This is a genomic window from Gilliamella sp. ESL0232 (genome assembly GCF_013346885.1).
In the GTDB taxonomy this organism is placed as follows: Bacteria; Pseudomonadota; Gammaproteobacteria; order Enterobacterales; family Orbaceae; genus Gilliamella; species Gilliamella bombi.
In genome coordinates, this window is record NZ_JAAEDW010000002.1 from 121542 (window position 1) to 145672 (window position 24131).

The following is a 24131-nucleotide window of genomic DNA, read 5'->3' on the forward strand; positions in this document are numbered from 1 at the left end:
TCATCTTTAACCTTTTTATAAATAATCTAACGCGATTTTTACCACAACTTTGCGAACTGTTTCGATATTATTATCAATTGCACAAAGCGGTTTATGCACTTCATTAGGTAAAAACACGATAAAATCATTTGGGTGTAATATCAACAAGGTCTCTTCTTTTGGTGTTTCGATAAAGGCAATATCATTTTCTACTAATTTATTATCTAACACTTTGGTATACGGAGGTAACGTACTTACTGCCATACCCTCTTGCCCAACTAAAACAATCTGAACGTCAATATATTTTTCATGATATTCTGGATCAGCATCGTGGATATATCGCGATGCACTATCTGACACCATAAAAAACATATTATCACCATCAATATCGTAACGCCCCACAGGCGTGTTATTATTGACATTATCTTTAATATATTCAATTGATTGCTTAATTTTTTCGGGTAAATAAGGAACTAACCCTAAATGATTAATATTACCTAAAATCATACCAAATTATCCTTAAAAATATTGATGAAAATTAATACAAATAACCAAATTAGTTGTAACTAACTTATACTATGATAAATTTAATTAGATTGATAAAGAGTATATACATAAGTCACTTATTTTCGTAGATTATTTGACATATTTCTTCACATTCGTTTGTTTTCATCACGTTGATAATATGTGATAACTGTGATTTAAATATAGGTTGTTGAGTTATTAATTGTTCGGCCTTTTCAATGATTGCGGTCTTTTTCGATTCTGGGATAAATTTTGCGTAATTTTCAGCTGACTGTTCTAATGTGGTGATAATATCCAATTTAGATTGTTCAGTTAAACAGTCTGGTAAAGCAATCCACTTAAATCCACCGTAGTAATATTTTAACATTTCTGATTGCATCATTTTCACACTATACTGTATGACTTCACCTCTTTCATTATCGGGAAGTTCTTTATAAAACTGATTAATATGGGGAGATATTGCCGCAAAATATTTTATATTAAAAGTACTTAATAAAATAATTTCTTGTTGAAATCGTTTTAGGTTATTCGTTAGATCTTGGCTGGTTATTTCGTTTGATTTATTTGATGAAAAGGTTAAATAAATCTCAACTATATGGTTGATATAATTGGTTATATCTAATTTCTCATCTATTTTATCTTTTGAAAAATTCTCAAGAAGTTTGGGATCAGTAAATTGGCTAAGAATTTCTTTACCTTCTTTTGTATATAACCTAGGTAATGTTTTTTGCGCTTCAAATTTTTTGGTTAATTGATAGAGCCTCGTGCGTTCTGAGTGATAATTTAAACCTGTAGCATTCGCAAAGCAACTAGTTAAAATTAATATGACACTTATTATTAACTTCATCATTTGTTATTCCTTATTTTATAATTGTCAAAATTTGGTTACTTAGCCTTGGCAATTTGCGCTTTTAGCATGGCTAGCCTACTTTGCCCTTGTTGCATTTTTTTTTCAGGTGATAATTCGTTACGCTGATCTTGCCACTCTAAGTCGTCTTGTGGCAGTTCTAATAAAAATCGACTCGGTTCAACTTGAAGTGTCTCGCCAAATTGTTTACGTTGCCGGCTAAAAGAGAAAGTCAGTTCTCGTTGCGCCCGAGTAATACCAACATAAGCTAAACGGCGCTCTTCTTCAATGTTATCTTCATCAATGCTAGTTTGATGAGGTAATAAACCTTCGGACATGCCAATCAAGTAGACATAAGGAAACTCTAATCCTTTAGATGCATGTAGTGTCATAAGTTGTACTTGGTCGAGTTCTTCTTCGGACTCGTTACGTTCTAACATATCACGCAAAGTAAATCTCGCGACAGCTTGTTCAAGTGTCATTGCTTCATCAATATCATCACCTTGCAACATATCATTTAACCAACTGACCAATTGTTCTACATTCCGCATACGCATTTGCCCTGATGTTGGGGATGATGAGGTTTCATAAATCCAGCTCTCATAATGAATCCCGTGTAGAAGTTCATAAATAGCTTCCATGGGTTCAGTATGAGATTTTTGAATAAGGGCATCAAACCATTGTATGAATTCTTGTAATGACTCCATACGTTTACCTGAAAGCAATTGGGTCAACCCCATATCATGGCTTGCTTGATATAAACTAACACCTCGATGATTAGCCCATTCGCCAAGTTTTTGAATAGTTGCTGGACCAATTTCTCGTTTTGGTGTGTTGATAATACGAATAAACGCATTATCATCATCTGGATTAGTTAATAATCGCAAATATGCCATTAAATCTTTAATTTCAATTCGAGCAAAAAATGATGTACCGCCAGAGATTCGATACGGTATCCGATATTGCATGAGTATCTTTTCAATTAGTCGTGCCTGATGATTGCCACGATATAAGATAGCGTATTGACCATATTGACTGTTATGCGCAAAACGATGGCCAATAAGGTGATTAATAACTTTTTCGGCTTCATGCTCTTCGCTATCGGCTGAAATAACTTTTAATGTTTCACCATAACCCAGTTCTGAGAAAAGTTTTTTTTCAAAGATATGTGGATTATTTTCGATTAAGATATTCGCCACTTTTAAAATTCGACCCGATGATCGGTAATTTTGTTCTAATTTGATCACTTCTAAATTAGGAAAATCTTGTTTAAGTAATACTAAATTTTGTGGTCGTGCACCACGCCAAGAGTAAATAGACTGATCATCATCACCAACAACAGTAAATTTAGCTCGGTTACCAACTAGTAATTTGATAAATTCGTACTGACTTGTGTTTGTGTCTTGATATTCATCAACCAACAAATAACGAACTTTGTTTTGCCATTTTTCGCGAACTTCTTCGTTGGTTTTTAATAAGAGTGTGGGCAATAATATAAGATCATCAAAATCTAATATACTGCAAGCTTTTAATTGTTTTTCATACAATTGATAACAGTGAGCAAATAGTTTCTCTTTATTCGTCTGCGCTCTTGCCATCGCAATAGTTGAATCAACAAGATCATTTTTCCAATTTGAGATTGTTGAGCGTAATTGATTAATTAGATCCTTATCATCTTCTAACCATTGATGAGTTAGTTCCTTGAGTAGCGCTGTTTGATCATGATCATCAAATAATGAGAAATTAGATTTAATTCCCAGATGAGTATACTCTCGGCGAATAACATCCAATCCTAGCGTATGGAATGTTGATATTTTAAGCCCTCTTGCTTCTTGTTTACTAAGTGCTTGGGCTATACGTTCTTTCATTTCGCGTGCGGCTTTATTCGTAAAGGTAACCGCAACAATATGGCGTGGTAAATATTCTTTAACACGAATTAAATAGGAAATTTTGTTAATGATAACCCGAGTTTTGCCAGAACCTGCCCCAGCTAAAACAAGGCAAGGTCCTGAAACATATTCAACGGCTTTTTGTTGACTTGAATTTAAACGCACAGAATAAAACCATTAGGAAAAATGTGAGCTAGTATATAACGATATACTAGCAACGCGCAATTAGCGTCATTATTGAGCAAATATAATTGCTATTTTTTAAATATTATTTGATGAATGTTAAAGCCTGTTCAACAACCTCGATCCCTGCCCCTTTTTTATGCGTATTTTCGCTAAGATAGCGCCGCCATTGCCTTGCTCCTTTACGTCCATTAAATATACCTAAAGTATGCCGCATAATATGGTTAAGTTGCGCACCTTGCATTAGCTGTTGTTCGATATAAGGGTAAAGTGCTTGAATAGCAGATAGAGGATCAATGACGGGAGCATTTGTGCCAAAAATTTGCGTATCAATTTCAGTAAGTAACACTGGATTTTGATATGCCTCTCGCCCAACCATTACACCATCAACATGCTGTAAATGGCATTTTATTTCATCAATTGTTTTTATGCCACCATTGATGGCTATAGTTAAATTGGGATAATCTTGTTTCAATTTATAAACACGTTCATAGTCAAGTGGCGGAACCTCACGATTTTCCTTTGGGCTTAATCCTGATAACCATGCTTTGCGCGCATGTACAATAAATGTTTTGGTGTAAGGCATTACCTTCTCAATAAATTGACACAAAAAAGTATAGCTATCGCAATCATCAATACCAATTCTTGTTTTTACCGTGACGGGAATATCAACCTGATCTTGCATCTGAGCGATACAATCGGCAACCAAATTTGGATTTCCCATTAAACAAGCACCAAACATACCATTTTGTACGCGATCTGATGGACATCCTACATTTAAGTTGATTTCGTCATAACCACGTTCTTGCGCTAATTTTGCACATTGTGCTAATGCGTTAGGATCGCTACCGCCTAGTTGCAAGCTAAGTGGATGCTCTTCATTGTTGAAAGCTAAATAATCACCTTTTCCAAATAAAATTGCGCCTGTAGTCACCATTTCGGTATATAGCAATGCTTTTTTTGTTAAAATTCGATGAAAATAACGGCAATGTTTATCTGTCCAATCTAACATTGGGGCAATAGAAAAACGATTTAAACTTGAACTATTATGCAAAAAATTACCTCGACATTAATTTAAAAAATGCTATTTTATTCGCCACGTTCAAATAGAGCAATAATATAAGGAATAAAAATGAATACAAATCAAACAAATACAATTTCTTTTCAAATAACTGAATTATTAATAAAACATATGCGTTTTATCGCTACTATGCAACAAGTTTTTGGTGTTATTTTTATAATTGCTGGCGCTCTTACCTGTCTAGGTATAATCACTGCTATTATTGGTATTCCACAAATCATTGCTGGGGTAAAACTTTTTAAGTCAGGAAGCGCATTTAGCTTAGCTGCAAGTGTTCAAAAAGAAAATGATATTATTGATGCTATTGAAAACCTATATGGCTATTGGAAATATGCTTTAATAACATTTATCGCTTCGATTGTATTTATTGTTTTATACATTGTAATTATTATTTCTATTCTTGTTACATACAGTAATGGTTATTACTAACAATTATTACTTTAATCTAAAGACTACTGATCTTCTAATTTTGGCACTTTTTCAAGTAAGTATCTAGTAGCATTGTTCTAGGCATAACGAGTTGCTATTGTTAATTTTTGGCAAGATTAAAATATGGCAACATCTTTATGCCTTTTGATTGAGAAATCAACAGTCTTAGTATTGTTAACAAAATTAAGGCGCACAATGTGCCTTAATTTTGTTAACTATAAATATGGCTATTTAACTGTTTTTTCACTACGTGATAAGCCAATAATTCCTGAACGGACGGTTTCGATAATATTGCATGTTTCACGAATTGAGGATAAAAATGAATCTAGTTTTTCACTAGTACCCGATAGTTGTACAATATAATGTGTTGCAGTAACATCTACGATCGATCCTCTAAAAATATCGGCACAACGTTTAACTTCATCACGTGCTTGTGAACCTTTTGCTTCTACTTTTACTAGCATGATTTCACGCTCTACATGCGGGCCTTCGGTTAAATCATGAACACGGTAAACATTAACAAGTTTATGCAATTGCTTTTGGATCTGTTCAATCACATGCTCATCACCCGAGGTCTGAATTGTCATGCGGTGCATGGTTGGATCTTCAGTCTGCGCAGTGGTGATAGTTTCGATATTAAAACCACGTTGCGAAAACAAGCCGATAATTCGTGATAATGCGCCAGGTTCGTTTTCGGTTAAGATTGATAATATATAACGCATTAGGTTCTCTCCGTTTTACTAAGCCACATTTCGTTCATTGCACCACCTCGAACTTGCATTGGATATACATGTTCAGTCGCATCAGTCATAACATCAACAAAAACTAAACGGTTTTTGATTGCCAGTGCTTGTTTCAGTTTAGATTCTAGTTCCTCACGCTTTGTTATTACCATACCAACATGACCATAGGCTTCTGCAATTTTAGCAAAATCAGGTAGAGATTCCATATAAGAACTTGAATGGCGTCCAGAATAAATCATATCTTGCCACTGTTTAACCATGCCTAAGAAGCGGTTGTTCAAATTTAAAACCAGTACTGGTAAGCCATATTGCAATGCGGTTGATAATTCTTGAATATTCATTTGGATACTACCATCGCCTGTTACACATACAACGGTTTTTTTAGGATATGCCAATTTGACTCCCAGCGCTGCTGGCAAACCAAATCCCATCGTGCCTAGCCCACCAGATGTGATAAAGTGACGAGGTTTATCAAATGGGTAATAAAGCGCAGTAAACATTTGATGTTGACCGACATCGGTCGTCACAAATGCATCACCTTTGGTTAATTTATATAACACTTGTATCGCTTCTTGTGGTTTAATGCTTTGCCCTTCATGGTTATAAGCTAAGCAGTGACGTGATCGCCAGTGTTCTATCTGTTTCCACCAATCAATTAATGCGTCAAGATCACGTTCTGTATTTAACTCATCTAACATAGACAGCAACGTTTCAAGAACAACTTTTGCATCACCAACTACAGGAATTGAAGCAGATATAGTTTTTGAAATAGAAGTCGGATCGATATCAACATGAATAATTTTGGCTTTTGGACAATATTTTTCAACATTATTGGTTGTTCGATCATCAAAACGTGCACCGATTGCAAAAATTACATCGGCATTATGCATGGCCATATTAGCTTCATAAATACCGTGCATGCCTATCATACCAAGATAATGTTTATCGGTTCCCGGAAAAGCACTAATACCCATTAACGTTGAAGCGACAGGTAAGTTTAATTTTTCTGCAAGTGTTTTAATTTCGCCACTAGCATCGGCGGCAATAACCCCACCACCAATAAATAACACCGGTTTTTTAGCCGATAACAACGTGGTTAATGCTTTTTTGATCTGTTTTTTATGACCTTGAATCGTTGGATTGTAAGATCGCATTAAAACTGATTTTGGATAATGATAATTATATTTGTTAGCTGGATTAACAATATCTTTTGGTAGATCGATAACGACTGGACCAGGCCTACCTGTCGAAGCAATATAAAATGCTTTTTTGATGGTTTCTGGAATATCTTTACTATCTTTGACTAAAAAACTGTGTTTAACAATCGGACGCGAAATTCCGATCATGTCACATTCTTGAAATGCATCATTACCAATTAGGTTACTGGCAACTTGTCCAGACAATATAACCAGTGGAACCGAATCCATGTAAGCTGTTGCAATACCAGTAATAGTGTTTGTTGCCCCAGGGCCTGATGTAACTAAAACAACGCCAACATTCCCTGTTGCTCTAGCATAACCATCGGCCATATGTACCGCAGCTTGTTCATGGCGAACTAATATATGTTCAATACCACCTAACGTGTGAATGGCATCATAAATATCAAGAACACTACCACCGGGATAGCCAAATATCTGTTTTACTCCTTGGTCAATCAAAGATTGAATAACCATCTCTGCGCCTGACAGTTTTGCCATGGTTGTTGTCTCCAATGTAACTGATTAGTCATTTAGTGGTTTATTTTGCATCAACTTATAAACAAAATCAATTAAAGTCAATTAACTAAGTGTTTTACTGAAAAAATTATCCACAAATAAAATTATTTTTTAAAATATTATGAATAATATCCGTAATCTATCTATTTTATTTAAATATTGCTAATTGATTTTATTGTTATTTTTTTATTTTTTATATAAACTCAGGAGATGAGTATTTCTAGCCATAACGGTACTAGGATTCTTCTTCACCCAAAGGTACAAATATGAGCAATATTTCTTCTAAACCAACCTCTCTTGCTGACTGGCAATTAGTTAAAGTTACAGGTGAGGATAACCGAGCTTTCTTGCAAGGTCAAATAACTAACGATATTAACCGACTTTCAGAAAAATCTACGCTTTATGCTGCTCATTGCGACAGTAAAGGCAGAATGTGGAGTACTTTATTGTTATTTCAACGAGGTAATGATATTTACTATATTGAGCGTAAAAGTGTTGTTAAAAAACAGATTGCCGAACTAACAAAATACGCTGTTTTTTCTAAAGTAACTATCGAACCAGTCGAAGATCTAAATATGGTCGGCTTGGTTGGAGATGCGATCCCCCCTGGAATCACAGAAAAATTAAGCGATAAAAACTGTTTTACTGAAAATAATATCACTTATATCAAACTACCTTTACCGCAAATGCGTGTTATTATGGTAACGCCGGAGCCTATTTCTGAAGATTTACATCCATGTAGCGACTGGCTAAAACTTGATCTGCAAGCTGGTTACCCTATCATTGATAATGACAATATGGCAATATTATTACCACAAGCCTGTAATTTGCAATCTTATGACGCAATCAGCTTTGAAAAAGGTTGTTACTGTGGTCAGGAAATGGTAGCTAGAGCGCAGTTCCGTGGAGCAAATACTCGTGGTATGTATGTTATAAAGGGCACGAGTGATGTTCTACCTAAAATTGGTAGTACACTTGAATATAAACTTGCCGGTGGTTGGCGAGAAGGGGGACTTGTGTTAGCTGCGGCAAAACTAGACGAAAAAGACGGTGTTTGCGTCCAAGTGGTACTTAATAATGGAATTGATTTAAATACGCCATTTAGAGTATATGGAAATGACAATAGCCGAATGACATTTTAATTGTCTGCGACTAATAAGCTGGGATAACACAACGTTTATTCCAGCTGTCGTTGAAATCTCGTTTTAACTTAGTTAGCAAGTTCTTGGTTAACTATTTCAACAAAATAGCTTACACCAGTTGTTAACACTTCATCATTAAAGTTAAAAGCTGGATTATGCAAATTAGCCCCTCTACCAGCGCCCAACCATACATAAACACCAGGGATTTTTTGTAGCATAAAAGCAAAATCTTCTGAACCCATTGAAGGGAGAGAATCAATAATTAAGTTATCTTGTCCCACAACTTGTTTAGCAGCTGCAATAGCAATATCAGCTTGTTTAGCGTAATTGATGGTAGCTGGGTAACGGCGTTGATAATCTACTTCCGCCTTGGCTCCAAATGTTGTGGCAATACCTGTTGCTATTTGTTTAATACGATTTTCAGCCATATCTTGTACTTGTGCACTAAATGTTCTAACAGTACCGCGAATAACCGCTTCCTGTGGTAACACATTCCAAGTATCGCCACTATGAATTTGCGTTACGCTAACTACCAATGAACTTAAAGGATCAGCATTACGACTCACAATACTTTGTAATCCATTTACGATTTGCGTAGCTGTCAAAATTGTATCTTTTCCTAGATGAGGCGCAGCGGCATGAGCACCAACACCTGTTATTTTGATCTCAAATACATCATACGATGCCATCATTGGGCCATGATTAATATAAAAGTGATTTAACTCCATATTAGGTTGATTATGCATGCCATATACTGCTTCAATCGGAAATTGTTCAAATAAACCATTTTCAACCATCACTCTGGCTCCGCCTTCGTTTTCTTCAGCTGGTTGAAAAATAAGAACAACAGTACCAGCAAAATCACAGTGTTCACTAAGATATTTAGCCGTTCCTAGTAACATTGCAGTATGCCCATCATGACCACACCCATGCATTTTGCCAGAAATGGTTGAGCAATAATTAATATTATTTTCTTCAATAATATCTAATGCATCTATATCAGCTCGCAGAGCAATCCATCGTCCATCACGATTACCTTTAATAATACCAACAACTCCTGTTGGAGCAAAATCAGTATATAACTCGGTAATACCAAAGGATTGTAACTTTTCGATAATAAATTGCGTGGTTTTAACCTCTTCAAAGGCTGTTTCTGGATGGGCGTGAATATGATGGCGCCATGTTATCATTTCGGTTTTTAATTGATTAATACTATTAGATATCATAAGTAATTCCTTAGTAGGTGAATAACCTGCGGTTCAACAAACCTAGCTAACACTATAACGCGATTTTCACTTTTATAAAAATAACTATTTTTACTATGGATATCAATTTTAGTTATATATTGCATTTAATGAAAAAATAATACATTTATGCACTTTTAACACTTATTGATTAACAATAAATTGATTAAAACACCTATTTTCCTGAAACTTTTTAACAGAAATAATAAATCACATAACCAGAAATTAATAAGAAAGGGCCAAATGGAATAACTTTTGATTTTGGTTCATTGATCACATATCGCAAAAAAAGAGAATATATAATCCCCAATAGGGAAGCAAAAAATAATAACATTGGTAATGATGTATAAGGCAACCAAGCACCAAGAGCGGCAAGCAATTTGATATCACCTCCCCCTAATCCCTGTTTTTTAAATACCAAATAAAATAAAGTAGCAGGTATTTTTAATAATAGATATCCCCAAAAGATACCTAGCAAAGCATCGGTTAAAACGATGTTTGCCAAATCAAAATAGGCAAGCATTACACCTGTCCACATTAATGGTTGGGTAAACAAATCTGGCAATAAATAGTATTTAAAATCGATTAAAGCTAAAAGTAAAAAATAACAACCAAGAATCATTAAAATACCGCTTTGATAATTGATGCTTTTATCAATATAAATAAAAGTAAATAAAACAGCGACAAATAATTCAACAATAAGATATTGGCATGAAATATTGGTATTGCAGTAATAACAACGTCGTTTTAATATTAACCAAGAAATAATCGGTATCAATTGCCAAGCTTTAAGCTTACTATGACAATGTGGGCAAGCAGATCGATGAAAACTAATTCGACATAAATATTGGTATGGTGTCAGTGTTGGCAAATAACGATAATAAGCAACATAAACAAAGCTACCGATACAAAGACCTAAATAGATAATAATAAATACTAACATTAGTGAATTACATCGCCCATTTGGAATATCGGTAAATACATAGCCATAATTAAACTGCCAATAATTAAAGACAAAACAAGCATTAATAATGGCTCGAATGCTTGCGATAAATTATCGGTTAAGGTTTGATTTTGTTCTTGATAATAAATTGCTAATTTATCGAGCATTAAATCTAGTGTGCCTGATTCCTCCCCCACATGAATTAACTGTGAACATAAATTAGGAAAGTATCGTTGCCCATGCAATACATGGCTAAATGGAAGCCCTTGCTCAATGCCTACAATAATTTGCGAAATACTATCACGATAAAGACAATAGCAAGTAGTATTAGCCGCCGCAGTTAAACCAGCTAATAATGGTATGCCAGCTTTTTGAGTGATTCCAATTGTTTGAAAAATCTGAGTTAAGCAAGTGGTTTGAATAATTTTTCCAATAAAGGGAAATTTTATTACTATCATTTCGATTTTACGTCGATAACGCACTTTTAAATAGCGTTGATAACAGAAATAACTAATAAAAAAGACGATACACCAAATTAACCAGCTTTGTTGCAAATAACTCGAAAAATCAATAACTCCTTGTGTAAAAGCTGGTAGTTCAGCATCGAAATTTTGATAAATATCGGAAAATTTTGGTAAAACGAATAATAACATTACCAAACTTGCCATCATTGCAATCAATAATAAAAATAACGGATAACGCATTGCCTTTTTTAGGCTTTTTTGCAGTTTAATTGATTTTTCAAGCAATAACGATAATTGTTCAAAACTTTCATCGAGCTGCCCAGTTAGTTCGCCTGTTGCAATAATCTCACAATACAAAGAGGAAAACACCGATTGATGTTGCTGCAATACTTGAGATAAAAATTCGCCTTTAGCGACTTGTTGTTTGATATCAAGTAACAAATATTGCCAATGCGGTTTAGCTTGTTCTTGAGCAAGCAATTGTAATGTATCAATAATAGACAAACCTGCTTTTAACATAGTCGCTAATTGTTTGGTAATCATCAGTAGATCTGTACGATTAAAACTATGTGCAGTAATAATTTTACCAGCTTTAATCTTAATGGCAATTTTACCTTGCAATAATAACAGTCTTTTAGCTGCCTGTGATGATTCGGCAATAATTTTGTGTTGATTAAAATCGACATCATACCAATAATAGAGCCGTTTCATACTGTATCACCCAAGACTCGATTTAATTCAGCTAATGTTGTCACGCCCTGCCTCACTAATTTTTGTCCTGCTATTTTTAGCGAAGTCATATTTGAAGGTAAAATAGTTTGATTGGCTAATATTTGTTGTTGAATATCGGGCGTGATAACTAAAAACTCGTATAATCCAATTCGCCCTTTATAGCCGCCAATACAATTTCGGCATCCTGAAGCTAAATAATGGGGTTGGTATTCATTGTCTAACTTAACCAAATCACTTGCCACAATTTTGCAGTGTGGGCACAATTTTCGAACTAACCGCTGAGCAATAATTAATTTTAAACTTGATGACAATAGATAATTTTCTATCCCCATTTGCTTTAATCGTGTTATTGCCTCGACACTTGAATTAGTGTGCAATGTAGATAGCACCAAATGCCCTGTTTGCGCAGCTTGAATGGCAATTTCGGCGGTTTCACGATCGCGAATTTCGCCGATCATCATTACATCAGGATCTTGCCGTAGTAAAGCACGCAATACAATGGCAAATGTTAAGCCAGCCTTGAGATTAATCGCAGTTTGATTAATACCCTCTAGGGGAATTTCAATGGGATCTTCGACACTACAGATGTTACGTTCGGTTTTATTTAACCGCTTTAATCCACTATATAACGTCACCGTTTTACCGCTTCCTGTTGGACCTGTAACTAAAATCAATCCTTGTGGATAGTTTAAAATTTGCTTGAATGTTAACAGATCTGCATCCGTTAACCCTAAATCATTAATGGTTAATTCAGATTCATGATTATCCATTACTCTTAAAACAATTTTTTCGCCATTCATTACAGGCAAAGTGGAAATACGCATGGTATAACGATCAATAATGAGTTGACCATCTTGCGGTAATCGATGTTCAGCTATATTTAGTTGAGACATGATTTTTAATCTTGCTGTTATCTGTTTAGCTAATGCAAGGGGCGGTGATAACATATCATGTAAAACACCATCAATACGCATACGTATACGATAGCTATGTTGGTAAGGCTCAAAATGAATATCTGAAGCACGCTTATCTAATGCTTCAAGTAACAATTTATCGATACTTTCAATTAACTGTTCTTCTTGCATAAAGGTGGTTCCTTATTCGTCAATTATTAAATACAAACATTAGAATTTAAAAATATCTTCACAAGCACTGGTTAAACTGGTATCACTTGGCGATGTAGTACAAACTCGGCTCCAATCTAAATTGCCATTTGTAGCATTGATTGTTGGTGTTAGTGTAGTAGTTAACCCTGTTAAGGCGCTGGTTCCAACCAAGGTAATAACTCCGTTATTAACCGTAATAGAGGTAACATGATTTGATGTTCGACTCGCTGGTACGCCATTATTACCATTACTACAATTGGTTAAGCTACCTTGCTCTACAGCACAAATTTCGACAGCTGTTTTATACGAAGTCATCGTTTGTAACATATCGGTTAAGGCAGCTTTTTTTACATATCCCTGATAAGCAGGAACACCGATAGCAGCTAAGATAGCGATAACAATAATAGCAATCATAAGTTCAAATAACGTAAAGCCCGATTGATTAGACATAAATACCTCTATTTTTTAGTCAATGTTTTAATCTAAGAGCCTTTATAGCAAAACAAAAAAATGGAATAATAATGAAAAAGTAAGATTAGAAAGTAAAATCCTTAATGTAGTTAATTATTACGTTGTATGTTCAATTTTTGCGAAGCAAATCGCAAAATAGACAAATCCATACATTGGTTTATCAAATAAGTGGAGTCACTATGTCCCTAAAAATTATTAATGGCTGGTTACAAGGTATAAAGCAAGTTATTTCGCCTTTTTATAATGAACGACCTATTAATAAACCGATATCACTACTTATTATTCATAATATAAGCTTACCGCCCAATGAATATGGAGGTCCTTATGTTGAGCAATTATTTACTGGTCGGCTCGATCCCAACCAGCACCCGTACTTTGCTTCGATTCATCAACTTGAAGTATCAAGCCATCTGTTTATTCGACGTGATGGTGAAATTATTCAATTTGTTCCATTTGATAAACGTGCCTGGCATGCAGGAAAATCAGCATTTGAAGGGCAAGAAAATTGTAATGATTTTTCGATCGGCATCGAAATGGAAGGATGTGATAGCGATAATTTTACCGAACAACAATATCAGCAATTAGTAAACGTTACGTTATTATTACAACAAACTTATGCCATCAAAGATATTGCTGGGCATAGCGATATTGCTCCAAATCGAAAAACAGATCCTGGCCCTTGTTTTGATTGGCTACATTATCAGAATTTATTAACACAAAAATCGCAAGGGCAAAAGCTACTAAATCAACTTGAACAAATTATAGAGGAATTACAAAAGATCAATTTATGGCAAACTATACCGCCAAATCCCAATGCATTTTTAAGCCAAGAACCTTTTGCTATCGATACCATGCAAGCACACGAATGGTTACAATGGATTTTTATTCCACGTATACAAGCAATGATTGACGCCAAAACAAATTTGCCCAAATTTGCCTTACACCCTTATTTTGAAGAAGCACTAAAAGAGCAAGAACAAGATGTTAATCATCTACTTTACCTAATTAAGCAACTTGATGATTTGTCGCAACTTAATTATGAAAAATTACCGCATTAATATGCGGTAATAATTAAAGTTAACAAACCTGAAAAAATAATCAGGTATAGCATTGATTTTATTGAGTTTTTGTTTAATTCCCACTACTATTCATTCGACGATACTCATTAACTGCTTGCTGATGGTTACTGTAAGTACTTGAGAATGTATGTCCACCTGTTCCATTCGCCACAAAAAACAGATAATTGGTTTTAGCTGGGTGTGCTGCAGCTTCGAGCGAGGCAATGCTTGGCATTGCAATTGGAGTTGGTGGTAATCCTTCAATAACATAAGTATTATAAGGATTTTCAGTATCGGTCAAATCAACGCGCCTAATAGTACCTTTATAGTTATCGCCTAAACCATAAATAATAGTTGGATCTGTTTGTAACTTCATTTTAGCTCTTAAACGATTAACAAATACCGATGCCACATTAGCACGCTCTGAACTAATACCTGTTTCCTTCTCAATAATTGATGCAATAATCAGTAATTCATAAGGGGATTGATAAGGAAGATTACTATCCCGATTATCCCAAATTTTTTGCAAATTACTTTTCATCGTCATATGCGCACGTTTTAGGATATTAATATCTAAAGTGTCTGCGGTATAAAGGTAAGTATCAGGCGATAACCAACCTTCAATTGATCCTTCAATGCCTAATAACTTAGCAATTTCTTCATCTGTTTTTCCAACTAATGTTTGTTCAATGTATGGCGTACTTTGAATAATATTTAACCAATCTTTAGCTCGTTTACCTTCCACAAATTGAATTGAAAAATTGCTTTCTTTACCCGACACTAATAATTGCAAAAACTCTTCAACGGTCATATGTGGGTGTAATTGATAAGTTCCTGCTTTAATTGATCTCAATGAAGGATTCAATTTACACAAATAAGGCAATAAATAAGCACTATGCATTAATTTACTTTCTTTAACTTGTGCAACCAATTGGTGCATGGATGTGCCTTTTTTCAAAACAAACATCTGGTTTTCGTTGGTTACTTGCATTTGTTGTTTAGAAAACTGCTGTAAAAAGTAATAACCAATACTGATCGAGCCGCCAATAATTAATATAAAAGAAAGTGAAGTGTATAAAAATATTTTTTTAATCATAATTTAATTTATCTATATAATGAATTTTTGCGCGTGAAGTTAAGCGCGTTATTAATTCGTAAGAACTAATTCCAGTATGCTTTGCGATTTCCTCAACAGGAAGTCCTGCTCCCCAAAATATGACTTCATCACCTGGTTTTTCAAGACAATTTATACCTAAATCAACTACAATCATATCCATTGATACTCGACCAACGATTGGTACTTTTCGACCATTAATCAAAACAGGAGTATTTTCTGGAATATTTCGTGGATAACCATCACCATACCCCATTGCAACCACACCTAGTTTAGTATCTTGCTGGCTACACCAAATTTGACCATAACCAACTGATTCACCTTTTTTGTGTTTTCGTACCGCAATTAATTCAGATTTAAACGTCATTGCAGGTTGTAGCTCAGCAATAGATTCATCAAAAGGTGAAACGCCATATAAAGCAATACCTTGACGCACAACATCTCGCTGAGCTTTTGGCCAGGCTAATATACCGCCCGATGCAGCAATCGAGCGTTTGCCAATAAGTGATTTGTCATCAATTGAATTAATAAACTCATCAAATAGTTCTATTTGCTTTAACGTTTTCTCTGAAGAGAGATCATCAGCCGAACTAAAATGACTCATAATATTAATTGGTTTGCAAACCACTGAACAACTAGCCAAACGATAAAATTCTTCTTTTGCTTCATCAGGACAAAAACCTAAACGATGCATTCCTGTATCAAGCTTAAACCATGTGGTAATTTGATCTTTACGGAGGGATGTTTGCAATATGTCAATTTGCCATTTGCTATGAATAGCTGGTTGAATGTTAAAATCAATAAAATAATCCAAATCATCATGCGGGAAGAAACCTTCCAAAGCCAGAATCGGCGTGTTAATACCATTGTTTCGCAATTGCATAGCTTCGGTAAGGCGCGATACACCAAAATAATTCACTTTATCATGTAATAATTGAGCAATCTCCTCACTACCGTGTGAATAAGCATTGGCTTTTATAATCGCAACTAGTTGACTATTTGGAGCCATTTTTTTGAGATACTCAACATTATGAATAACTGCTTGACGATTAACTTCAACAACTGCAATAGACATTTCTTTAATCCAGACTCTTATCGAACCATTATTTTAAATTCTGTTTCTAATAATAACAAATTTTTTACAGTATACAAATCGGTGGAAATTTTAGGCTATTACGGAAATTAGTATTTTTAATCAATAGAATATACTAAACCATAATTTTAACTTTATGACGAGTTAATATTTGTTTTGTCATAGTAAACGTTAATAATGGTAATAACTTACCTACTCACCAAGTTTTTATAAAGATGCCTTAATGCCATTGTAGGATAATAAATTAACATTCTTGGACCAGAAAACCGCATTACCTGTTTAATTTTTAATTTATAATCTTTACGATAACAATGTTTAGGGCAACGTTCACATGTCGTTTTTTCTTCACCAAAACGGCACATTGTTAAGCGTTGCATAGCATATTGCAACAAGTCGTTGCATTCCTCACATAACTGATGATGTTGGCTATGATGTTGTTTAAAGCAATATAAATAGATCATTGCTCTTACTGTTGCTTTTTCTTGCTGTATTTTAGGACCGTTATTGTTTGCAACCATAATTACATACACGTTAATTAAGAAAGTGGTAAAATAAAATCATCTAATATGATCACAAGGATTTGTTGTAATGGCAAGAATTATCAATAAAGACACAACTGTTTGCATGTCCCTTTCAGCAAGACCAAGCAATTTTGGTACTCGCTTTCATAACTATTTGTACGAAAAACTCCATCTTAATTACTTATATAAAGCCTTTACTACCAATAATTTGAAAGATGCGATTTATGGCATTAAGGCCTTAGGTATTAGAGGTTGCGCCATTTCAATGCCTTATAAAGAAGCTTGCATTGAGTTTATTGATGAATTAGATGACTCGGTAAAATCTATTCAATCGATAAATACCATTGTTAACACCAACCATCATTTAAAAGCTTATAACACTGATTATATTGCCGTTGCTAAACTCATTGTAGAAAATAAGATTGATAATACAACACCATTTGTATTAAAAGGCAGCGGAGGCATGGCTAATGCGGTGATCGGAGCTTTTTATGACGCGGGATTTAAAAATGGTATTATTGCCGCACGTAACCAACAAAAAGGCGAAGCATTAGCCAAACGATATGGATATCAATGGATAAAAGATGAACAAAATATCCCACCACAACAAGCAAAGCTTATTATTAATGTAACGCCAATTGGCATGCTTGGCAGTATTGAAGCGCAAGAATTAGCTTTTCCCAAAAAAATGATAAATAACGCTGATATTGTGTTTGATGTCGTTGCTCTCCCCGTTGAAACACCAATGATAAAATATGCCCAGCAGTTAAACAAAACTATTATTTCAGGTGCTGATGTTGCAGTACTTCAAGCGCTTGAACAATTTGTATTATATACAAGTATTACACCTAGCGAAGAATTAGTTAAACAAGCAGGTGAATTTGCACGACAAGGTTAAATAACATTATCACTTCCACCGCGGCTATACGGTGGAAGTTGAATATATAACTTATGACATGATATAAGCTATAACATCGCCTGATGTAATTTGTTATACACTGCTAATAACTTTTGATGCATAGCAAATTGTTCTAAATTATTATTGGTGGTTTTTTGGTCTGTGGCAAAATCTGACAAGCCAAAAAATGTTTTTTCGCCACTAGCATATTGCCACATATCATCAACACAGGTTTTACCATACATTTTATTAAATGCGGCTTGATAGTTATTAAACTGTTTTTTGTCTCGTTGTAAAATAAAATTAACTAATGTCTGTAAACAACGATAAGCATGATTGCGCGATGGCGTGAATATAGACTCGTTCATTTCAATCGTCCAATCAATCCACTGTTGTGCTTGTATTAAGTCTTTGCCTGCCAATGCCAGCATTGCTTTTAACTCGCCAACGCGAAGAGTTAACCAAGCATTATCGTTACCTGTTGCTATGCCTAGCAGTTCGCGAATTCGAGCATAATCATCAAGCCCTTCATCATCAAGCTGTTCAATAATTGCTAGGTACTGTTTAGCTGTACGTTTTTGGTAAGGTAATGACAAAATAAGCTCTCGTAATCCAATAGCCATATTGCTATTGGCAATTATAAGATCTTCAGGAGGATAAATTTCAGACATACCAACGGCCAGAATTCGGCAAGCATATACACCAAGGTGTTCGTAGTCCATAATTAACACTTCAGTATTATGGCGGGTAAAAATATCCATCAAATTAGCAAATTCTTGCTCAGTTGAACCGGAAAAGTCCCAATCGACAAATTCGTAATCTGCTTGCTCATTAAATAGATCCCATGAAATCAAACCGCTTGAATCAATAAAATGCGTTTCTAAATTGCTAAGGTCGGCAATATCATCATTATCAAAACTTGGAGGTGAAAACACATCAAGATCTTTTAAACTGCGTCCTTGTAGTAATTCTGTTACTGTTCTTTCAAGCGCAACGCCAAAATTTGGATGCGCACCAAATGAGGCGTAACACGTTCCATTTTGTGGATTAAATAACACTACACAAATAACCGGAAACTCTCCACCCAATGAGGCATCAAAACAGTAAAGCGGAAAGCCTTCGCTTTCAAGCGCATCAATTGCAGCTAAAACGGTGGGGTAACGGTTAATCACTTCAGTTGGGATAATTGGTAAGCTAATGCCTTCGGCTATAATCTTATTTTTAGTATAACGCTCAAAAATTTCAGATAACCCTTGTACTCGAGCCTCATTACGAGTATTACCGGCTGACATTCCATTAGAGGCATATAAATTAGCAATTAAATTAACTGGCACATAAATAGTTTTTTTGTCAGACTGCTGTTCAAATGGTAAAGCGCAGATACCTCGATCACCATTACTTGATTGTAAATCAATTAAATCTGTTGCACTCAATTCATGATCAGGATCATAAAACTTAAGTAGTTCTTTGGATAATAGTCCTTTAGGTAGTGAATTATCTTCAGGAATAGTGAACCATTTTTCACTTGGATAATGCACAAAATCGGCATTCGCTATTTGCTTTCCTAAGTAAAAATCTGAAAAAAAGTAATTGGTTGATAACCGTTCAAAATACTCTCCTAAAGCCGATGCTAATGCCGCCTTTTTGCTTGCGCCTTTACCATTAGCAAAGCACAATGGACATTTAGTATTTTGAATATGCACTGACCACACATTAGGTACCGGATTTAGCCAAGAAGTTTCTTTTACTTCTAAATCATATTTTGCTAATTGCTGCTGAAAATAGTTGATCGAATCTTCAAGAGCAGCATCTTTACCGGGGATATAAGTTTTCATAAGTTAATCTCAAAATAATTTTATGTTATAATTGTTGCGCTTTTCAAAAATTATCACTTTATACGCAAATATAAAAAAATAGAAGTAATAAAATCAATCCAACTAAAAAGGAAATAAAATGAACAAAAAAATAGACTTTAAAGGCTTTACCATTAAAGACTTATTCTTTTTTGATAAAATGTTAACACCTTCTTTTATCACAATCGTGTATTGGATCGCATTATTACTTATTGGAATTAGTGCGTTCTCTATGATATTAGGTAGTTTTGCTGCATTTACTTATAGCTTTACTATGGGTTTAGTTGCTTTTTTCACTGGCATTGTTACCTTAGTTGTGGGCTTTATTTCAACTCGCATTGGTTTTGAATTAATTTGTGTACTATTTAATATTAATCAAAATATTCAAAAATTAGCTAATGAAAAGACCAATTCAGAAAAACAAGAAGAATGTTCTGATACAGATCCTATTAATTAATATTGTTTATTTAACTATATAGCTTAAAAATGTGGGAACAAATTCCCGCATTTTTATTTTTCATGTAATTTTAATTTACATGTTGTCAAATCAAAATAATCAGTTAACCAACATTAAGATCGCTAAGAGGCCATCTTGGTTTAACACTAATAACTAAATCTGAATACTGCCTCTCTTTTAAATGAATCATACCAGCATAAGCAATCATGGCACCATTATCGGTACAAAATTCGAGCCTTGGATAAAAAACTTTTCCTTTTCGTTGGTGCATCAACTCAGTCAATTTAGTACGCAGTGTTTTGTTAGCACTTACCCCACCAGCAACTACTAAATTTTTAAATCTAGTTTGTTCAAGTGCTCGTCTTACTTTAATCACCAATGTATCAACCAAAGCATCCTCAAATGCTCTAGCAATATCTGCTTTAGTTTGTGGATCAATAATATTATTATCACTATGCTGATGAATCATATTAGCTGCTGCTGTTTTAAGGCCTGAAAAACTAAAATCAAGCCCAGGACGATCAGTCATTGGCCTAGGAAAATGGAATCGCGCTCCACTACTCTGTTCAGCCAATTTTGATAATTTTGCGCCACCGGGATAATCTAAACCAAGCAATTTGGCTGTTTTATCAAAAGCTTCTCCTGCAGCATCATCAATTGACTCTCCAATAAGTTCATATTTACCAATACCAGTCACACTAATAAGCTGTGTATGTCCCCCCGAAACTAATAATGCAACAAAGGGAAATTCAGGTGGATTATCTTCAAGCATCGGCGCAAGTAAATGGCCTTCCATGTGATGAACTGCAACAGCTGGTACGTTCCAAGCATAAGCAAGCGATCGTCCAATCGATGCGCCTACCATCAACGCTCCAATCAATCCCGGACCAGCAGTATAGGCAACCCCATCAATATCGTGTGCGGTTAAATTAGCTTGTTTTAAAGCTGCTTGAATTAATGGCACGGTTTTACGAATATGATCGCGCGATGCCAGTTCTGGCACCACACCACCATAATCAGCATGTAATTTAATTTGAGAATAAAGCTGATTTGCAATTAAACCATTAACATCATCATAAATGGCTATACCAGTTTCATCACATGAAGTTTCAATACCAAGGATCTTCATTAATGTCTACCTATAAAATCAGCAAGGTCTTGTTCACTCCAAATATCTTGTTCTGTCATATCTTTATCAGCAATGCGATGTTCTTCAGTTGCCCAATCACCTAAATCGATAAGCTGGCAACGCTTACTGCAAAATGGACGATAAAGACTAGTTTGACTCCATTCAACTTCTTTTTGACAAGTTGGGCACTTAACAAATGTAGTATTTTTATTCATTTCAACTCTTTTTTAATAACAGTATTCAATCAACAACAGGCTAATTCAAATTCAATTTCATCAGTATTGACGTTATCGTAATTCTCAAGTGCTAAAAAGCGAATACTATAACGCGACAAATGACCAGATACTTGAGGATATACATTTTTATCTAAAGAAATTCGAATACGAATCAAATTAACATCACCATTTGTCTCTTGAAAAAAATTATTGGTATAAACAAACGGTCTAAATTCCCCTAACCGTCGAATTAATTGCATATAACATGTTAGAGATTTATCAAGTATTGATAAGTGTTGTAACCAATTTTTTATTTGATTATAACGCCTTTCTTGTGAAATTCTGAGCCATAAATGAAACGAAGGCAAGTCAAAACTACAACATCCCCCCGGAATCATTAAACGTTGACGAATGGCTGTAATAAATCGATCATCTTTTAATGGTTGTCCTAAACGTCCAATTGTATTAAATTGGACGATAAAATCATCAAATTGCTGAATCAGGTCATTGAGTAAATCATGATCCACGCCTTCGACATTTAACCACAAAATTAACTTTTGTTTTTGCGATTCAAGCTCTTTAACCAAATCACTTTTAATATCATTACGCTCAATAATCTCTAACAACTCAGACAATGCATGAAAAAAAATCAACGCACTATTGTCATTAAAATGACAATGTACATTTAATTGATTTAATAAAAATTCAACTCTAAGCCAAGTACGCATTTTTTCATTTAATGGATGTTCAAAAATAATATTATTCATCTATTCTAAATCTTACTTTTAAAGCTATTTAAATATTGTTGATGCAGTAAATTAACTTGTGTTGTTAGCGACAACAAATTACCGTCATTAACTATAATATCATCAGCATAAGATAAACGTTTCTTTAAAGATACTTGTGACTGTATCATCTTTTTAGCTAATGATTCACTAATATTATCCCTTTTTACTAATCGTTCCAATTGTAGTGAAAATGAGGTATCAATTATCAGCACACGATCAGCCCAAGTATGCAAATTGTTTTCAATCAATAACGGCACAACCCAAATTAGATAGATTTTACTTTGCATAGCAATTTGTGTTTGAGTTTCTTGTTGAATGATGGGGTGCAACAAATCATTAAGCCAGAGCCGTTCATGCTCATTATTAAAAATAATTTCGCGGAGTTGACTACGATCAAGTTCTCCATTAGCGAGTAAAATTTCTTGGCTGAAATGCTTAACAATTTGGTTAAACGCATAACTACCAGGTTGCACAACTTGCCTCGCAATAATATCTGCATCAATAATAGGCACGCCTAATTTGGCAAACAAATCAGCAATAGTGCTTTTACCGCTGGCAATACCACCACTGAGCGCAACAACATAAGGCATAAAGCAAATTCCAATCCAACAAAAAATTGCTTTATTATAACATATATATAAGTTGATTAAATAATACTAATAAGGAGAAAGATTCAGTTGTTAATTAACTATTGCATTTCCAGAATAATTCACAAAATTAGCGCATAATAACAACAATCCCCCCAAAATTTACCACCAATTGAAAAATAAATTAAATAAAACAGTTGTTTTATATTATTAGCTGTATATAATTACATGTATCTGTATATAAAAACAGGAATATGTAATGAGACCGTTAACTGAGCGCCAACAACAGATTTATGATTTAATAAAAGATAACATTCAAAATACTGGTATGCCACCTACACGTGCTGAAATTGCCCAGAAATTGGGGTTTCGATCTGCCAACGCCGCCGAAGAACATCTGAAAGCCTTAGCTAAAAAAGGCGCAATTGAAATGATCGCCGGCTCATCACGCGGAATTCGCCTTTTACTTGAAACACCTATTGAGCCAAACGAACAGGATGGTTTACCCCTTATTGGACAAGTCGCGGCTGGTTCGCCAATATTAGCGCAAGAGCATATTGAAAGCCATTACCAAGTTGATCCTTCACTATTTAAACCTCGCGCAGACTTTTTATTAAGAGTGCAAGGTATGTCAATGAAAGATATTGGTATATTTGACGGTGACTTGTTGGCTGTACATAAAACCCAAGACGTTAAAAATGGACAAGTTGTTGTAGCTCGTATTGATGATGAAGTTACAGTTAAACGCTTGTCGCGTAAAGGCAAGCATGTACATCTTCTTGCCGAAAATGCCGAGTTTTCGCCAATCAAAGTTGATTTAGAACAGCAAAATTTTGCTATTGAAGGATTAGCGGTTGGTATTATTCGTAACGGATCTTGGATGTAAGCAAACTCATAGACGCAAGTATATAGAAGTATAGCCAAA

24 protein-coding genes and 2 pseudogenes are annotated in these 24131 nt (G+C 34.7%); 7 read left to right on the forward strand and 19 right to left on the reverse strand.

Annotation, left to right across the window (positions count from 1 at the left end):
• Positions 1 to 15: 15 nt before the first annotated feature.
• The 4 genes from GYW75_RS03535 to dusA all read right to left on the reverse strand — a co-directional run bounded on the left by GYW75_RS03535 (position 16) and on the right by dusA (position 4435).
• Complete coding sequence (locus tag GYW75_RS03535) at positions 16 to 486, reverse strand: YhcH/YjgK/YiaL family protein (RefSeq protein ID WP_174798468.1); 471 nt, start codon at positions 484 to 486, stop codon at positions 16 to 18.
• 112 nt (positions 487 to 598) lie between these two features.
• Positions 599 to 1354, reverse strand: a complete 756-nt coding sequence (locus GYW75_RS03540) for a hypothetical protein (RefSeq protein ID WP_174798469.1) — start codon at positions 1352 to 1354, stop codon at positions 599 to 601.
• Between the two features lie 35 nt (positions 1355 to 1389).
• On the reverse strand, positions 1390 to 3405 hold the full coding sequence (rep, locus tag GYW75_RS03545; protein ID WP_174798470.1) for a DNA helicase Rep: 2016 nt from the start codon (positions 3403 to 3405) through the stop codon (positions 1390 to 1392).
• A gap of 103 nt (positions 3406 to 3508) precedes the next feature.
• Positions 3509 to 4435 carry a tRNA dihydrouridine(20/20a) synthase DusA gene (gene dusA, locus GYW75_RS03550; RefSeq protein ID WP_174798576.1) on the reverse strand — a complete coding sequence of 309 codons (927 nt, stop codon included), beginning with the start codon at positions 4433 to 4435 and terminating at the stop codon, positions 3509 to 3511.
• A gap of 120 nt (positions 4436 to 4555) precedes the next feature.
• Between dusA and GYW75_RS03555 the strand changes: the two genes are divergently transcribed.
• Complete coding sequence (locus GYW75_RS03555) at positions 4556 to 4933, forward strand: DUF5362 family protein (RefSeq protein ID WP_174798471.1); 378 nt, start codon at positions 4556 to 4558, stop codon at positions 4931 to 4933.
• 227 nt (positions 4934 to 5160) lie between these two features.
• Here GYW75_RS03555 and ilvN read toward each other — a convergent pair whose 3' ends face one another.
• Together ilvN and ilvI are read right to left on the reverse strand one after the other, a co-directional pair.
• Positions 5161 to 5655 carry an acetolactate synthase small subunit gene (ilvN, locus tag GYW75_RS03560; RefSeq protein ID WP_065591025.1) on the reverse strand — a complete coding sequence of 165 codons (495 nt, stop codon included), beginning with the start codon at positions 5653 to 5655 and terminating at the stop codon, positions 5161 to 5163.
• Complete coding sequence (ilvI, locus tag GYW75_RS03565) at positions 5655 to 7373, reverse strand: acetolactate synthase 3 large subunit (protein WP_085165460.1); 1719 nt, start codon at positions 7371 to 7373, stop codon at positions 5655 to 5657. Before ilvI ends, ilvN begins: the two co-directional genes overlap by 1 nt.
• Before the next feature lie 284 nt (positions 7374 to 7657).
• Here ilvI and ygfZ point away from each other — a divergent pair, with 284 nt between their 5' ends.
• Complete coding sequence (gene ygfZ, locus GYW75_RS03570) at positions 7658 to 8533, forward strand: tRNA-modifying protein YgfZ (RefSeq protein ID WP_065611291.1); 876 nt, start codon at positions 7658 to 7660, stop codon at positions 8531 to 8533.
• A gap of 68 nt (positions 8534 to 8601) precedes the next feature.
• On the opposite strand, the gene GYW75_RS03575 is transcribed toward ygfZ, so the two are convergent.
• From GYW75_RS03575 to ppdD, 5 genes are all read right to left on the reverse strand, one after another.
• Positions 8602 to 9759 (reverse strand): M20 aminoacylase family protein, encoded by a 1158-nt coding sequence (locus GYW75_RS03575; protein ID WP_174798472.1) that lies wholly within the window; start codon positions 9757 to 9759, stop codon positions 8602 to 8604.
• Between the two features lie 211 nt (positions 9760 to 9970).
• Complete coding sequence (locus GYW75_RS03580) at positions 9971 to 10720, reverse strand: prepilin peptidase (protein WP_091122733.1); 750 nt, start codon at positions 10718 to 10720, stop codon at positions 9971 to 9973.
• Positions 10720 to 11895, reverse strand: a complete 1176-nt coding sequence (locus GYW75_RS03585; protein WP_174798473.1) for a type II secretion system F family protein — start codon at positions 11893 to 11895, stop codon at positions 10720 to 10722. Before GYW75_RS03585 ends, GYW75_RS03580 begins: the two co-directional genes overlap by 1 nt.
• On the reverse strand, positions 11892 to 13001 hold the full coding sequence (locus tag GYW75_RS03590; protein WP_174798474.1) for an ATPase, T2SS/T4P/T4SS family: 1110 nt from the start codon (positions 12999 to 13001) through the stop codon (positions 11892 to 11894). The genes GYW75_RS03585 and GYW75_RS03590 overlap by 4 nt, the downstream gene beginning before the upstream one ends.
• Before the next feature lie 39 nt (positions 13002 to 13040).
• Positions 13041 to 13472, reverse strand: a complete 432-nt coding sequence (gene ppdD / locus GYW75_RS03595; RefSeq protein WP_174798475.1) for a prepilin peptidase-dependent pilin — start codon at positions 13470 to 13472, stop codon at positions 13041 to 13043.
• A 200-nt stretch (positions 13473 to 13672) separates the two neighbouring features.
• Between ppdD and ampD the strand changes: the two are divergent.
• Both ampD and GYW75_RS12710 read left to right on the forward strand, forming a co-directional pair.
• A pseudogene (gene ampD / locus GYW75_RS12705) lies at positions 13673 to 14221 on the forward strand (1,6-anhydro-N-acetylmuramyl-L-alanine amidase AmpD); the annotation flags it as partial.
• A gap of 21 nt (positions 14222 to 14242) precedes the next feature.
• Positions 14243 to 14551: pseudogene (locus GYW75_RS12710) on the forward strand (YqcC family protein); the annotation flags it as partial.
• Positions 14552 to 14624: 73 nt separating this feature from the next.
• Here GYW75_RS12710 and mltG read toward each other — a convergent pair.
• From mltG to GYW75_RS03615, 3 genes are all read right to left on the reverse strand, one after another.
• The gene (gene mltG, locus GYW75_RS03605; RefSeq protein ID WP_174798477.1) at positions 14625 to 15647 is read right to left on the reverse strand and encodes an endolytic transglycosylase MltG; all 1023 of its coding nucleotides are present in this window, start codon (positions 15645 to 15647) and stop codon (positions 14625 to 14627) included.
• Positions 15640 to 16740 carry an alanine racemase gene (alr, locus tag GYW75_RS03610; protein ID WP_174798478.1) on the reverse strand — a complete coding sequence of 367 codons (1101 nt, stop codon included), beginning with the start codon at positions 16738 to 16740 and terminating at the stop codon, positions 15640 to 15642. The genes mltG and alr overlap by 8 nt, the downstream gene beginning before the upstream one ends.
• Positions 16741 to 16946: 206 nt before the next feature.
• A complete protein-coding gene (locus GYW75_RS03615) occupies positions 16947 to 17276 on the reverse strand; it encodes a nitrous oxide-stimulated promoter family protein (RefSeq protein ID WP_034911385.1) in 330 nt (109 codons plus the stop codon).
• Positions 17277 to 17346: 70 nt separating this feature from the next.
• Here GYW75_RS03615 and GYW75_RS03620 point away from each other — a divergent pair, with 70 nt between their 5' ends.
• Entirely contained in the window at positions 17347 to 18177 is an 831-nt protein-coding gene (locus tag GYW75_RS03620) for a shikimate 5-dehydrogenase (protein WP_174798479.1), read from the forward strand.
• A gap of 68 nt (positions 18178 to 18245) precedes the next feature.
• On the opposite strand, the gene ycaO is transcribed toward GYW75_RS03620, so the two are convergent.
• Positions 18246 to 20012, reverse strand: coding sequence for a 30S ribosomal protein S12 methylthiotransferase accessory factor YcaO (gene ycaO / locus GYW75_RS03625; protein ID WP_174798480.1), 1767 nt, complete (start codon positions 20010 to 20012; stop codon positions 18246 to 18248).
• 118 nt (positions 20013 to 20130) lie between these two features.
• On the opposite strand from ycaO, the gene GYW75_RS03630 reads away from it, so the two are divergent.
• On the forward strand, positions 20131 to 20487 hold the full coding sequence (locus tag GYW75_RS03630) for a DUF4282 domain-containing protein (protein WP_194240423.1): 357 nt from the start codon (positions 20131 to 20133) through the stop codon (positions 20485 to 20487).
• Between the two features lie 103 nt (positions 20488 to 20590).
• Here the strand turns inward: GYW75_RS03630 and tsaD are convergent, their stop codons facing one another.
• The 4 genes from tsaD to coaE are packed head-to-tail and all read right to left on the reverse strand — an operon-like array spanning position 20591 to position 23209.
• A complete protein-coding gene (gene tsaD, locus GYW75_RS03635) occupies positions 20591 to 21616 on the reverse strand; it encodes a tRNA (adenosine(37)-N6)-threonylcarbamoyltransferase complex transferase subunit TsaD (RefSeq protein ID WP_065591012.1) in 1026 nt (341 codons plus the stop codon).
• On the reverse strand, positions 21616 to 21831 hold the full coding sequence (gene yacG / locus GYW75_RS03640) for a DNA gyrase inhibitor YacG (protein WP_174798481.1): 216 nt from the start codon (positions 21829 to 21831) through the stop codon (positions 21616 to 21618). The genes tsaD and yacG overlap by 1 nt, the downstream gene beginning before the upstream one ends.
• A 29-nt stretch (positions 21832 to 21860) precedes the next feature.
• Positions 21861 to 22598: a cell division protein ZapD gene (zapD, locus tag GYW75_RS03645; protein ID WP_174798482.1), complete on the reverse strand. Its 738-nt coding sequence runs from the start codon at positions 22596 to 22598 to the stop codon at positions 21861 to 21863.
• Positions 22599 to 22603: 5 nt separating this feature from the next.
• Positions 22604 to 23209 (reverse strand): dephospho-CoA kinase, encoded by a 606-nt coding sequence (gene coaE, locus GYW75_RS03650; protein WP_174798483.1) that lies wholly within the window; start codon positions 23207 to 23209, stop codon positions 22604 to 22606.
• A 256-nt stretch (positions 23210 to 23465) separates the two neighbouring features.
• Between coaE and lexA the strand changes: the two genes are divergently transcribed.
• A complete protein-coding gene (gene lexA, locus GYW75_RS03655) occupies positions 23466 to 24092 on the forward strand; it encodes a transcriptional repressor LexA (protein ID WP_065591009.1) in 627 nt (208 codons plus the stop codon).
• Positions 24093 to 24131 lie beyond the last annotated feature (39 nt).